This is a genomic window from Halomonas sp. HP20-15 (assembly GCF_033446685.1).
Taxonomy (GTDB): Bacteria; Pseudomonadota; Gammaproteobacteria; order Pseudomonadales; family Halomonadaceae; genus Modicisalibacter.
In genome coordinates this window covers 200,337-212,614 of the sequence record NZ_JAWQLY010000006.1, presented here as the reverse complement: position 1 = coordinate 212,614, position 12,278 = coordinate 200,337, and the positions used below count along the sequence as shown (strand labels likewise).

Below are 12,278 nucleotides of genomic sequence, written 5' to 3'. Positions count from 1 at the left end.
CAATGCATTAACAACGCAAAAGACCAACGATAAACAGGCAGAATTGAAGGGCGGTTGCACTGGGCTGAGGAAAGAGTTGACTTTCTAAATAAAGTGGCCTTTTTTTTAGCAATCGCGCTATGCTAGTGACGAACTGGACATCAGGCATGGCGCCTTAGCAAACAGGCAAGACGACCCATGGAACTAAGAGAGTGGTTGATCATCCTCGGGCTGGTATTGGTAGCAATCATCGTCGTCGACGGTGTGCGTCGCCTGCAGCGCCAGCGTAAAGTCCCTCGCCTCGACGAGGTGCCGAGCGGTGCGAGTGAAGAAAGCGGTGAGGCGCTCGACCCCGATGAGGCGGCGCGTCGGGCCGAAATCAATTGGGAGCTGCCCAACGGCGGGGCAAGGGTCGTCAGGCCGGCTGCGCAGACCACGGTCGAGCCGAAGCCCAAGTTACAGCGCCAGGAACATCCCGGGCCCTCCAAGGTCTTTGCGCGGATGAGCCGCTCCGGCGAGCCGGACGAAAGCACGGCGCGTAGGGAAGACCAGCACCAGCAGGCGTACCCGGAAGCGGGTCGATACGCAGACGAGCCAGCGCCCGCTGTCGAGAATGGCGCACCGGCATCACGGCGCGAGCCGAGCATGAATGTGGGGGCGGCGAAAGCCACCGACAACGCTCAGCCACGTCGCACCGTCGACGAGACGGCGGCGCGCGACGAGCTGCCGACCGATACCGACAGCACGCGTGGCAAATCGGGCATGGCTGCCGCGCTGCGCTCCGGCGGTCAGCGCGTCTCGCAGTCGATGCAGCGCATGACCTCGGCGTTTCAGCGTCACGAGGCCGCGCCCACGCTGCATGACGAGCATCATGAGCCGACCCTGGGCGGCGAAGGTACGCATGCCGAGCCGCGGAGCGACGAGCTGCGCGAAGAAACCCATGAATTTGCCTTCCCGCGCTTCGCCGACCAGCGCCTGGAGCCGGTGGGCGCAACGGCCCGCGAGGCCGAGGATGACGGCTACGAGGCTGAACGCGAGGCCGTCGCCAGCCGCAGCATGCCTGGCGAGGAAGCGCCGCGTGACGACGTCGTGACGGCGCATCCGGTGGTCGAGAAGGCCCAGCGTCATCACGTCAGTGCACAGCGTGCCCGCGAGACGCTGGCGCATTCCGACGAGATCGTCGTGATCAGCGTCATGTCGCGTAACGAGGAGGGGTTTGCCGGTACCGCCCTGCTCAACCTGATGCTCGCCTGCGGCCTGCGCTATAGCGAGATGGGCATCTTCCTGCGCTACGAGACCGAGGACAGCGAGAGCGAGTTGCAGTTCGCGATGGTCGATGTGGTCAAGCCGGGTACCTTCGACCTCGACACCATGGACGACTTCAGCACGCCGGGCGTGACCTTCCTGATGCCGCTGCCGGGCGCACGTGATTCGGCGGCCGCCTTCGAGGCGATGGTCGAGACGGCGATGGTGATCGTGCGTAACCTGGGCGGTGAGTTGAAGGACGAGAATCGCAGCGTGATGACTGCGCAGACCGTCGAGTTCGCCCGCCAGCGGGTTCAGGAATTCGAGCGCCGCTACCGGCTGCACCGCTCTCACGCCAACTGAGATACTGTCTCTCCCTTCTGCGAGCCCCTGACGGGGCTCTTTTTTTACGTAGCTGGTTTGCCATGCTTTCGCTGCCGGCTCTGTCGGGCTCGCTTTTCCCCAGGCCGCACGCCACTTACACTCTGATTTTTGCCGCACCGAGACCGCGCCTGTCATGAGTCAGACCGATCCCCAATTGCTCGACGAAATCAACCGCCTGCGCAGTGAGCTCGACGACGCCAACTATCGCTACTACGTTCTCGACGATCCGGAACTCACCGATGCCGATTACGATCGGCGTTTGCGGCGCCTGCAGGAGATCGAACAGGCCCACCCGGAACTGGTGACGCCGGATTCGCCGACCCAACGGGTCGGCGCCTCGCCGGCGGAAGGCTTCGCCGCGGTCGAGCACGCGGTGCCCATGCTGTCGCTGGACAACGCCTTCGACGAGGACGAGATCGTAGCCTTCGCCAAGCGCCTCAATGATCGCCTGGAGCGTAGCGACGACGATCTGGCATTCTGCTGCGAACCCAAGCTGGACGGCCTGGCGGTGTCGCTGGTCTACGAGCAGGGGCGGTTCGTCAGCGGCGCCACGCGCGGCGACGGACGCACCGGCGAGGGCATCACCAGCAACCTGCGTACGCTGCGCTCGATCCCGCTCAGGCTGCGTGGCAAGGACATTCCCGAGCTGCTCGAGGTGCGCGGCGAGGTGTACATGAGCCACTCCGGCTTCGAGGCGCTCAATCAGCGCGCCCGCGAGGAGGGCAGCAAGGTCTTCGCCAACCCGCGCAACGCCGCCGCCGGCAGCCTGCGCCAGTTGGACTCGCGGATCACCGCGCGACGCCCGCTGGAATTCTGCGCTTACCAGGCGGCGCGCATCGACGAGGACCAAGCGGCCGCCACCCACTCGGCACAGATGAAGCGTCTGCGCGACCTGGGATTTCGTACCAGCCCGGAGCTTGCGGTCGTCAAGGGCGGCGCAGGCGTGCTCCACTATTGCCGGACCCTGGGCGAGAAGCGCGAGCGGCTCGATTACGATATCGACGGGGTGGTGCTCAAGGTCGACGATCTGCGAGCGCAACGCGAACTGGGCTTCGTCGCCCGCGCGCCGCGCTGGGCCATCGCCTTCAAGTTTCCCGCCCAGGAACAGGCCACACGCCTCAACGACGTCGAGTTCCAGGTCGGGCGTACCGGGGCGATCACTCCGGTGGCGCGGCTCGAGCCGGTCACCGTCGCCGGGGTCACGGTCTCCAACGCCTCGTTGCACAATCAGGACGAGATCGCCCGGCTGGGGGTGATGATCGGCGACACCGTGGTGATCCGCCGCGCCGGCGACGTGATTCCCCAGGTGGTGAAGGTGGTCGTGGGCGAGCGTCCCGACGACGCCCGCGAGATCGCCTTTCCCGATCACTGCCCGGTGTGCGGCTCCGAGGTCGAGCGGATCGAGGGCGAGGTGGCGATCCGCTGTCCGGCCGGGCTTTACTGCGCGGCCCAGCGCAAGGAGGCGCTCAAGCACTTCGCCAGCCGGCGGGCGCTGGATATCGACGGGCTCGGCGACAAGTTGATCGATGCGCTGGTCGAGCGCGGCTGGGTCAAGACACCGGCCGAGCTGTTCGCGCTCAGCGCCGGCGACCTGGCCGAGCTGCCGCGGATGGGCGAGAAATCCGCCGACAATCTGGTCAGGGCCCTAGAGCGGGCCAAGCGCACCACGCTGCCGCGCTTCATCTACGCGCTGGGCATCCGCGAGGTCGGCGAGGCCACCGCCAACAACCTGGCACGTCATTTCGGCACCCTGCAGGTGTTGATGGACGCCGACCAACCGGCGCTGGAGGCGGTCGCGGATATCGGCCCGATCGTCGCCGCGCACATCCATGCCTTCTTCAGCGAGGCGCACAACCGCGAGACGGTTACTCAACTGCTCGCTGCCGGGTTGAGCTGGCGCGAGGAGGCGGTGGCCGAGCGTCCGCAGCCATTGGCTGGCCAGAGCTGGGTGCTCACCGGCACGCTGGAGAACCTGACCCGCGACGAGGGCAAGGCCCGCTTGCAGGCGCTGGGTGCCAAGGTCGCCGGCAGTGTCTCGAAGAAGACCGCCGCGGTGGTCGCCGGCGAGGCCGCCGGCAGCAAGCTGACCAAGGCCGAGGAACTGGGCGTCGAGGTGCTCGACGAAGCGACCTTCCTGGCACGACTCGACGAATGGGAGCAAGGCTGATGGGCGAGCGATTCATCGAAGTTCCGTATCGCATGCTGCCGGGCGAGACGCTGGACGCGCTGCTCGAGACCTACGTCACCCGCCAGGGCTACGATACCACCGACACCGGCGAGGGCATGCGCGGCTGGGTGGCCGAGCTCAAGCGTCAGCTCGAACGCGGCGAACTGCTGATCGCCCACGATCTGCAGACCGAAACCACCGAGGTGATGACGCTGGCCCAGTGGCGCGCCTTCGGCCGCGACCTGGCCGACGACGAGGAAGACTAGCTGGCTACGCGGGAGCCGCAAGATAGGAGGGGCTCCGCTGCGCCAAAGTCACCTCGTTTTTAACTGCGCTGCCCTTACAGGGATCTCGCTGCATGTTGCGATGCAGCACTCTGTTTCCTAGAGTGAGAGGTCGAGCCGTCGCAATGACGGCACTTATCGCCAACGACGGGGTCGATTCGTTACCGTCTCGTCAGGGGGCAACATGCCACGAGCCATGAATATCCTGGTGTTGCAGGGCGGCGGCGCGTTGGGCGCCTACCAGGCCGGCGTCTACCAGGCGCTTCACGAAGCGGGCATCGAACCGGACTGGGTGGTGGGCACCTCGGTGGGCGCGATCAACGGCGCGCTGATCGCCGGCAATCGCCGTCAAGACAGCCTTGCCCAGCTAAAAGCGTTCTGGACGCGCATCGCCCAACCCGGCTACAGCCGGGGCGCCGCGCTGGAAAGCTACGAGGCGCGCGCCGCCAAGCTCATGGCGCTGACCTCGGGCGTGCCGGGCTTTTTCCGGCCGCGCCCGCCGTGGCTGATTCCCTATACCCATAACATCTGGGGCGTCCCGCCGAGCTTCTACGACATCGCGCCGCTGCGCGAGACCCTGGAGGAGCTGGTCGACTTCGAGCGTCTGGGCACCCGCGACTTGCATGACGGCACACGGCTGAGCGTCGGCACGGTGAATATCGCCAAGGGCTCGATGCGCTATTTCGACAGCCAGTACGACACCCTGCGAAGCGAGCACATCCTCGCCAGCGGCGCCTTGCCGCCCGGCTTTCCGCCGGTGTGGATCGACGGCGAAGCCTACTGGGACGGCGGGCTGTGCTCCAACACGCCCATGGATTACGTGGTTGAGAACGAGCGGCCGGGCAGCGACATGGCGGTCAACTGCTACGTCGTCGATCTGTGGAGCCCCGAAGGGCCGGTACCCGAGACCATCACCGACGCCATGCTCCGCGAGAAGGACATCCAGTATTCGACCCGTGCCGGCCACAACCTGCACTTTCTCAAGGCGCTCAATCGTCAGCGCCAGGCGATCAGGATGCTGGGCCGACACCTGACCGAGGAAGCGCGGCAGCGTCCCGAGATCCAGGAGTTGCTGGAGCAGACGCGCCGTTCGCCGGTCAACATCGTGCGATTGCTGGCGCCGGTTCGCGAGCGTGAAACCGCCCAGAAGGACATCGACTTCTCCTACGCCACGATCATGGAGCGCTGGCGACTGGGCCAGCGGGACATGACCCGCGCGCTGGAGATATGCCCCTGCCGGCGCGACCCGGTCAGCGATGACATCGGTGCCCACGTATGTAGCTACCGCAGCCGGCAGGACGGCGAATTGGAAGACATGACCGATGTCCCTTACGTTTGAGGCCGTTGCCAAGCCTTTTTGGCTGGCGCTAAGTTACTAGCTTCAGTGAAGCGATGCCGGTGGCGTCGCTTGCCTATCAGACAGGCCGTCAACGGCCGCCAGGTGATCGACCAAGGAGAGAGCGCAATGTCACAGCATCCGGCACAGGACCGCATCCACAACAAGGTGGCGCTGATCACCGGCGCCGCCAGCGGGATCGGCAAGGAGATCGCCAGACTGTTCGCCCAGCAGGGCGCCAAGGTGGTGATCCTCGATCTCGACCACGAGGCGGCCGAGGCGGCGGCCCGCGAGATCGCCGAGCAGGGCGGCACGGCGCTCGGCGTGGCCGCCGACGTGACCGACGAGCAGCAGGTCGAGGCCGCCTTCAAGCAGACCGTCGACACCTACGGGCGGCTCGACGTGATGATCGCCAACGCCGGTTCACAGCACGTCGAACCGATTCACAAGCTCTCCTACGATGCCTGGAAGAAGGTCACCAACATCCAGCTAGACGGCAGCTTCCTGACCACCCGCGCCGCCTTCCGCCAGATGATGCAGCAGGAAAGCGGCGGCTGCCTGCTCTACATGGGCTCGGTGCATTCCCACGAGGCCTCGGCGATGAAATCGCCCTACGTCACCGCCAAGCACGGCCTGCTGGGCCTGTGCCGGACCATGGCCAAGGAAGGAGCGGCCTACGGCATCCGTTCCAACACCATCTGCCCGGGCTACGTGAAGACCCCGCTGGTCGAAAGACAGATTCCCGACCAGGCGCGCGAGCACGGCATGAGCGAGGAGGAAGTGGTCGAGAAAGTCTTCCTCAAGGACACCGTCGACAAGCAGTTCACCACCCTCGCCGACGTCGCCGAGACCGCGCTGTATCTCGCCACCTTCCCCTCCAACGCGCTGACCGGCCAGTCGATCGTGGTCAGCCACGGCTGGTTCATGCAATAACGCCTCGCTGCGGTCCCGTTCACGCCTCGGGCGGGACGTTGCCGCGCACCAGATCGGCGATCAGTCGCCGGCCGGGATGCAGGTGATCGGCGAGTTCGCGCGCCACGGGCAGCGGCTCGTCGCAGATCCGCGAGGCGATCAGCTCGGCGCACAGCGGTGCGCTGGCCAGCCCCCGCGAACCATGCGCGGCGCTGATCCACAGCCCCGGATGATGAGCGCCGGGCGTTTGCGGTACGCGTCGCGCGTCCCTGGCCAGCGACGCGTAGTCGCTTTGCCAGCGGGGCGCATCCGGTACCGGTCCGGCGTAGGGCGTCTTGTCGGGGCTCGCCGCGCGCACCGCGGCGCGCCCGCCGAGTTCGCCCGGCGTCAGCCGTGCGCCGGCTCTTTCGAGCGCCGCTACGAAGCCCGGCAAGGTCCGTCGGAGTTCGGCCAGGTTCGCCGCATGCTCGTCCTCGCGCAGCGCGGCGTCGTCCTCGTTGGGCACGAAGCTGGCGCCGAAGCTCAATATGCCGTCGCAGGCCGGGGCCACGTAGCCGCCGGCGCAGACCACGCGTTCCAGCGCGGGGCTGCCCGGCGGCAATGTCACGCTTGAGAGCTGGCCGCGGATCGGTTGCAACGGTAGAGCGGCGCTCTGGTCGAAGCGGTTGGCCTGCGTCGCCGTGGCGATCACCACCTGATCGGCGACGAGTGCCTCGCCGTCCGCCAACTGCAAGCGCCAACCCGATGCTTCGCGTCGCAGGGCGTCGACCGCGGCGCGCTTGAAGGTGACACCCGGCGTGGCGGCCAATGCCTGGCACAGCGCGGCGGGGCGAACCCAGCCGGCCTGGGAATAATCCAATCCGCCATGCGCGAGGGCCAGACCGTCGCTCAGCCCGGCGCGCTCGCTGGCCTGTCGTGCAGTTAGTCCCTCGACCACCGTCGCCGGCAGCGCGTGATTGGCGAGAAAGCGCTGTTGGCGGCGCGTCTCGCGCTCATTGGTCGCCAGTTGCAGCACGCCGCAGTCCTGCCATAACCGACGCTGGGGATCGATCTCGGCGAGCCAGCGCCGACTATGCAGCAGCCCGGCCAGGTAGACGCGACTCTGACGGTTGGTCTCGGCGGCCAGCTTGACGTACAGCGCGCCCTGGCGATTGCCCGAGGCCCCGGCACCGGGCGCCTCGCGATCGAGCAGGGTGACCCTGATGCCGCGCCGCGCCAGGGCCTGGGCGACGCAGCCGCCGGCCAGGCCGGCGCCGATCACCGCGACGTGCCGAGCATGCTGGGGCGGTGGTGGCAGGAACCAGGGCGTTAAGCGGCGCCTGTCGTCATCCATGGCAGGCGCCTGGAGCGTGGCGACGAGCATCTCGCGCTTGCGCCCGAAACCCGGCGCCTTGCGCCAGGCGAAGCCGGCGGCGGTGAGCCCGCGCTTGACGACCCCGGCGCAGGTGAAGGTGGCCACGCTCGCCGCCGGACGGCTCGCCAGGGCCATGGCCGTGAACAGCTCCGGCCGCCACATCTCGGGATTCTTGCTCGGCGCGAAGCCGTCGAGGAACCAGGCATCGACGCGGCCGTCGAGCTGCGCCAGGCATTCGGCGCTGTCGCCGAGATGCAGGTCGAGCACGACGCGCTCGCCGAGCCATAGCCGATGTACGCCGCTGACCGGCTCGGGCCATTGCTCGAGCAGCCGGCGCGCCTTGGGCGCGAGATCCGGCCAGGCGCTCAGTGCGCGCGCCAGGTCGTCGCGGGCCAGCGGGAAACGCTCGGTGGAGATCAGATGCAGGCGGGCCCCGGTCGGCGCATGGGTCTCGAAGCAGGCCCAGGCGCACAGCAGGTTGAGCCCGGTGCCGAAGCCGGTCTCGCCGATCACGAACGGACGCGATTGCTGCCAGTCGGCGAAGCGCCGCGGCAGGTCGTTGCCGGCGATGAACACGTGCTCGGTCTCGGCGCGACCGTCGTGGCGCGAGAAGTACACGTCGCCGAAGCGGCTGGAATGCGGCGCCTCGCCGATGTCGTCGACCTGCCAGGTGAGCTCGGCCGGGGTCAGCGCGGTGAGTGGCGAGAGCGGGCGGGCAGGATCATCGGCGCTTCGCGGCACGGTCGCACTCCTTAAGCGAGCTGGTCTGAAACCAGTTGGTCATTATTTGATCGATCTTGGCGAGACGGCGTGGCCATTGCCAGTGCGCCGGGTGTCCGCCGTCTCTTAACAGGGTTTTCCACAGCGACTGTGCAAAAAAGGGCTGTGGAAAACCGTGCCGTGGAAAAATGTGCCCTCCTGGGGTTTTTCCTTCAAAAGCAAGGCGCTGGCCAGGGTTCGTCAGTCATGTCGTTGAACCGGATGGGCAGCGCCGTGTTCGGCCATGGCCGCCGAGGCGTTTTTATTCCCGGCCGAATCCTGGCCTGTCCGGCAGGCTGCTGGATCAGGGCAGGACCTTCTTGAACGGCTTGACGATCACCTTGGCGTAGACGCCGGCGATTGCGTACGGGTCGGCATCGGCCCAGGCCTGGGCGTCCTCGAGGCTGTCGAACTCGGCGACCACCAGGCTGCCGCTGAAGCCGGCGTCGCCCGGGTTGTCGGCGTCGACCGCCGGATGCGGGCCGGCCAGCACCAGGCGGCCCTCGTCGCGCAGCTTCTCGAGCCGGGCCAGGTGGTCGGGACGCGCCGACTGGCGCTTGTCCAGGCTGTTCTTCACATCTTCGCTGATGATGGCGTAGAGCATTGGGTTCTCCTTGTTATTACGAACGGGCTTGTCATTGCGGGCTGGCCAGGTAGCGGCGCAGATAGAAACCCTGGGCAATGATGAACGCCAGGGTCAGTCCGAGCATGCCGAACAGCTTGAAATTGACCCAGGTGGCTTCGTCGAAGGTCTTGAAGACGTAGACGTTGAGCAGCGCCATGGTGGCGAAGAACACCACCCAGGCGAGATTGAGGCGCTTCCAGGTCGCCACCGGCAGGCTCATGGCGTGGCCCATCATGCGCTCGATCAGCGTCTTGCCGCCGAACAGCGGCGCGGCCAGGAAGGCCAGCGCGAACAGCCCGTTGACCACGGTCGGCTTCCACTGGATGAACGCCGGGTTGTGGAATATCACCGTCGCCCCGCCCAGTACGACCACCAGCGCCAGGGTCACCAGCTGCATCTTCTCGACGCGCTTGTAGCGCCAGCGGACGAAGCCGACCTGGGCCAGCGTGGCGGGGATCAGCACCAGGGTGGCGAGCACGATGTCGCCGCTGAAATGGTAGACCGCGAAGAAGATCGCGATGGGCAGAAAGTCGATAAGCAGCTTCATGGCAGGAGTCCCGTGTGGCGCAGGCCGAGTTGGCGTTGACCCGTTGCGAAGGGGCGCGCACCATAACCGGCCTTATTCTGACAAAGACGCCTGTCGGCGTCATGCCCATGATCGCACTCTCCGATTCGCTCGAGGCCATTACCGGCGTCGATCTGCACATGCACTCCACCGCCTCCGACGGCGCATTGCCGCCCGCCGAGCTGATGGCGCTATGCCATGGCCGCGGCCTGAGTCACGTGGCGCTGACCGATCACGATACCGTCGCCGGGGTGGCCGAGGCCGCCGCGGCTGCCGATCGGCTGGGATTACGCCTGCTCGCGGGCACCGAGCTCTCGGTGCAGTGGCGGGGCGTTACTATCCACGTGCTGGGCTATCTGCCCGCCGGCGTGCAGGGCTCGCTCGTCGAAGGGCTGGTGGCGCAGGCCGAGGCCCGCGAACAGCGCAGCGTCGAGATCGCCCGGCGGCTCGAGGCTATCGGCCTGGACGACGCGTTGGCCCGGGCGCGAGCCTGCGCCGCGAGTGAGCGCCCACTGGGGCGGCCCGATTTCGCCCGTGCGCTGGTCGAAGCCGAACTGGTGCCCGACATGGCCGCGGCGTTCAAGCGCTATCTGGGTGCCGGCAAGCGCGGCGACGTCAAGATGCACTGGCCGTACCTCAGCGCGGCGATTAGCTGGGTGCGTGACGCCGGCGGAGTGGCGTCGCTCGCCCACCCGCTGCGTTATGGACTGACCCGCCGCAAGCGTGGCCTGCTGCTCGACGACTTCGCCGCCGCCGGCGGCGAGTCGGTGGAGTTGATCAGCGGCTTCCAGAACCCGGACCTGTCCAGCGACCTGGCACGCCAGCTCAACGAGCGCGGCCTGTACGCCTCGCTGGGCAGCGATTTTCACTTCCCCGGCGGGCCGCTGGCACCCGGCAGCATGAGCGCCGCGCCGCGCACCACGGTCGCGCCGCTATGGCGTCACCCGAGGCTGAGTGCCTTTGCCGCGTAAGGGCAGGGCCGCCGCGTCAACCGGCCTGCTAGTCTGGCAGTAGCCGGGTGTGCTGTGATCGTCCGCTGCGCTATGTCGCGACCGGCCGCTGCGATATGTTTTATTCGTTCGTCATCCGTTCCAGGGGAGGTGCCATGACCCAATTCTTTCAGATTCACCCGGAAAACCCGCAGAAGCGGCTGATCGATCAGGCCGTCAAGATCATCAAGGATGGTGGCGTGATCGCCTATCCCACCGACTCGGGGTATGCGCTGGGCTGCCACCTTGGCGACAAGAAGGCCATCGAGAAGATCAAGTGGCTGCGCTCGCTGGACGACAAGCACAACTTCACGCTGGTGTGTTCGGACCTGTCCGAGATCGGCACCTACGCCAAGGTCGACAATGCGGTATTCCGCCTGCTCAAGAACCAGACCCCGGGCGCCTATACCTTCATCCTCAACGCCACCAACGAGGTGCCACGCCTGCTGTTGCACCCCAAGCGCCGCTCGATCGGGGTGCGCGTGCCCAATCATCGCATCACCCATGCGTTGCTCGAGGCGCTCGGCGAGCCGCTGATGAGCGTCACGCTGATTCCGGTCGGCGAGGAGCTGCCGATGACCGATCCCGAAGCGATTCGCGAGCGCTTCGGCGCGCATCTCGACCTGGTCGTCGACGGCGGCGCCTGTCATCTGGAGCCGACCACGGTGGTCGACCTGCGCGAACTGCCGCCGACCATCGTACGTGAAGGGCGCGGCGACACGGCACCGTTTACCGCCTAATCGCTCGCCCCCTGTCCGCTCGAGCGATCCGCGCCGTGCTCGTGGAGCGGGTCCTGGGTCTCCTCGTCGAGCCAGGTGCCGCAGCGTCGGCAGTAGCGGGAGTCGTGCTCGTGATGATCGAGACCGCATCCGGGACAGGCCTCGTTGGAGTAGCGCTGCTCGCGCAGTGAGCGAATCACTTCGGCGGAGAACACCCCGGTGGGTACGGCGATAATCGAGTAACCGGTCAGCATGACCATCATCGAGATGAACTGCCCCAGTGGGGTGACCGGCGTGACGTCGCCATAACCCACCGTGGTCAGGGTGACGACGCCCCAGTAGACGGCCTTGGGAATGCTGGTGAAACCCGCTTCGGGGGGCTCGATCAGGTAGATCACGCTGCTGAAGATGATCACGATCATCAGCACGGCGAACAGAAACAGCAGGATCTGATGCCAGCTGTTCTTCAGCGCATCGACCAACAACCGCCCTTCGCCGACGAACTGCATCAGCCGCAGCACGCGGAAGATGCGCAGCACGCGCAGTAGCCTGACCACCAGCAGTGACTGGCCCCAGGGGAACAGCAGGGCCAGCCAGGTGGGCAGGATCGACAGCAGATCGATCACGCCATAGAACGACGTCAGATACTTGAAAGGGCGTTCCAGGCAGTAAAGGCGTATCGCCAGTTCCAGCGTGAATAGCAGCGTGAACGCCCACTCCGCTTCGTAAAAAAGCGTGCCGAAGGCGTTGTGGTAGCTGGCGACGCTATCCAGCATGGACACGGCCACGCTGGCCAGGATCGTCAGTATCAGGACGATATCGAAGCCCTTGGCCAGCCGGCTGTCCGACTCGAAGATGACCTGGAAGATCTTCGTGCGCAGGCCTACCTTGGCTGGGCGTAAAGAGGACAATATCGCTCTCCTGTAAAAATGGTATCACTCATCGAAACGCTGCTTGCGT

Annotated in this window: 11 protein-coding genes; 7 read left to right on the top strand and 4 right to left on the bottom strand. The window is 66.4% G+C overall.

Going from position 1 to position 12,278, the window contains the following annotated elements:
• The first annotated feature begins 177 nt into the window (after nucleotides 1–177).
• The 5 genes from zipA (at nucleotide 178) to R6258_RS10300 (ending at nucleotide 6,328) form a co-directional block, all read left to right on the top strand.
• The gene (gene zipA / locus R6258_RS10320; protein WP_318449870.1) at nucleotides 178–1,587 is read left to right on the top strand and encodes a cell division protein ZipA; all 1,410 of its coding nucleotides are present in this window, start codon (nucleotides 178–180) and stop codon (nucleotides 1,585–1,587) included.
• Between the two features lie 154 nt (nucleotides 1,588–1,741).
• Nucleotides 1,742–3,775 (top strand): NAD-dependent DNA ligase LigA, encoded by a 2,034-nt coding sequence (ligA, locus tag R6258_RS10315; protein ID WP_318449868.1) that lies wholly within the window; start codon nucleotides 1,742–1,744, stop codon nucleotides 3,773–3,775.
• On the top strand, nucleotides 3,775–4,041 hold the full coding sequence (locus R6258_RS10310) for a YheU family protein (RefSeq protein ID WP_318449866.1): 267 nt from the start codon (nucleotides 3,775–3,777) through the stop codon (nucleotides 4,039–4,041). Before ligA ends, R6258_RS10310 begins: the two co-directional genes overlap by 1 nt.
• A gap of 202 nt (nucleotides 4,042–4,243) precedes the next feature.
• Complete coding sequence (locus tag R6258_RS10305) at nucleotides 4,244–5,398, top strand: patatin-like phospholipase family protein (RefSeq protein ID WP_318449863.1); 1,155 nt, start codon at nucleotides 4,244–4,246, stop codon at nucleotides 5,396–5,398.
• 126 nt (nucleotides 5,399–5,524) lie between these two features.
• Entirely contained in the window at nucleotides 5,525–6,328 is an 804-nt protein-coding gene (locus tag R6258_RS10300; protein WP_318449861.1) for a 3-hydroxybutyrate dehydrogenase, read from the top strand.
• Nucleotides 6,329–6,347: 19 nt separating this feature from the next.
• On the opposite strand, the gene mnmC is transcribed toward R6258_RS10300, so the two are convergent.
• The 3 genes from mnmC to R6258_RS10285 all read right to left on the bottom strand — a co-directional run bounded on the left by mnmC (nucleotide 6,348) and on the right by R6258_RS10285 (nucleotide 9,592).
• Entirely contained in the window at nucleotides 6,348–8,402 is a 2,055-nt protein-coding gene (mnmC, locus tag R6258_RS10295; RefSeq protein ID WP_318449859.1) for a bifunctional tRNA (5-methylaminomethyl-2-thiouridine)(34)-methyltransferase MnmD/FAD-dependent 5-carboxymethylaminomethyl-2-thiouridine(34) oxidoreductase MnmC, read from the bottom strand.
• A 322-nt stretch (nucleotides 8,403–8,724) separates the two neighbouring features.
• Nucleotides 8,725–9,024, bottom strand: coding sequence for a YciI family protein (locus R6258_RS10290; protein ID WP_318449857.1), 300 nt, complete (start codon nucleotides 9,022–9,024; stop codon nucleotides 8,725–8,727).
• Between the two features lie 31 nt (nucleotides 9,025–9,055).
• Nucleotides 9,056–9,592 carry a septation protein A gene (locus tag R6258_RS10285; protein ID WP_318449854.1) on the bottom strand — a complete coding sequence of 179 codons (537 nt, stop codon included), beginning with the start codon at nucleotides 9,590–9,592 and terminating at the stop codon, nucleotides 9,056–9,058.
• A 107-nt stretch (nucleotides 9,593–9,699) separates the two neighbouring features.
• Here R6258_RS10285 and R6258_RS10280 point away from each other — a divergent pair, with 107 nt between their 5' ends.
• Nucleotides 9,700–10,581 (top strand): PHP domain-containing protein, encoded by an 882-nt coding sequence (locus tag R6258_RS10280; protein ID WP_412176371.1) that lies wholly within the window; start codon nucleotides 9,700–9,702, stop codon nucleotides 10,579–10,581.
• 134 nt (nucleotides 10,582–10,715) lie between these two features.
• Complete coding sequence (locus R6258_RS10275) at nucleotides 10,716–11,339, top strand: L-threonylcarbamoyladenylate synthase (RefSeq protein ID WP_318449850.1); 624 nt, start codon at nucleotides 10,716–10,718, stop codon at nucleotides 11,337–11,339.
• Here R6258_RS10275 and R6258_RS10270 read toward each other — a convergent pair.
• Nucleotides 11,336–12,229, bottom strand: coding sequence for an ion transporter (locus tag R6258_RS10270; protein ID WP_318449847.1), 894 nt, complete (start codon nucleotides 12,227–12,229; stop codon nucleotides 11,336–11,338). The two genes, R6258_RS10275 and R6258_RS10270, sit on opposite strands and share 4 nt — an antisense overlap.
• Nucleotides 12,230–12,278: the final 49 nt, after the last annotated feature.

What these genes read in the sequence shown, in the direction of transcription:
- zipA (WP_318449870.1), top strand. Translation starts at nt 178, where the DNA reads ATGGAACTAAGAGAGTGGTTGATCATCCTCGGGCTGGTATTGGTAGCA.
- ligA (WP_318449868.1), top strand. Translation starts at nt 1,742, where the DNA reads ATGAGTCAGACCGATCCCCAATTGCTCGACGAAATCAACCGCCTGCGC.
- R6258_RS10310 (WP_318449866.1), top strand. Translation starts at nt 3,775, where the DNA reads ATGGGCGAGCGATTCATCGAAGTTCCGTATCGCATGCTGCCGGGCGAG.
- R6258_RS10305 (WP_318449863.1), top strand. Translation starts at nt 4,244, where the DNA reads ATGCCACGAGCCATGAATATCCTGGTGTTGCAGGGCGGCGGCGCGTTG.
- R6258_RS10300 (WP_318449861.1), top strand. Translation starts at nt 5,525, where the DNA reads ATGTCACAGCATCCGGCACAGGACCGCATCCACAACAAGGTGGCGCTG.
- R6258_RS10290 (WP_318449857.1), bottom strand. Translation starts at nt 9,024, where the DNA reads ATGCTCTACGCCATCATCAGCGAAGATGTGAAGAACAGCCTGGACAAG.
- R6258_RS10285 (WP_318449854.1), bottom strand. Translation starts at nt 9,592, where the DNA reads ATGAAGCTGCTTATCGACTTTCTGCCCATCGCGATCTTCTTCGCGGTC.
- R6258_RS10280 (WP_412176371.1), top strand. Translation starts at nt 9,700, where the DNA reads ATGATCGCACTCTCCGATTCGCTCGAGGCCATTACCGGCGTCGATCTG.
- R6258_RS10275 (WP_318449850.1), top strand. Translation starts at nt 10,716, where the DNA reads ATGACCCAATTCTTTCAGATTCACCCGGAAAACCCGCAGAAGCGGCTG.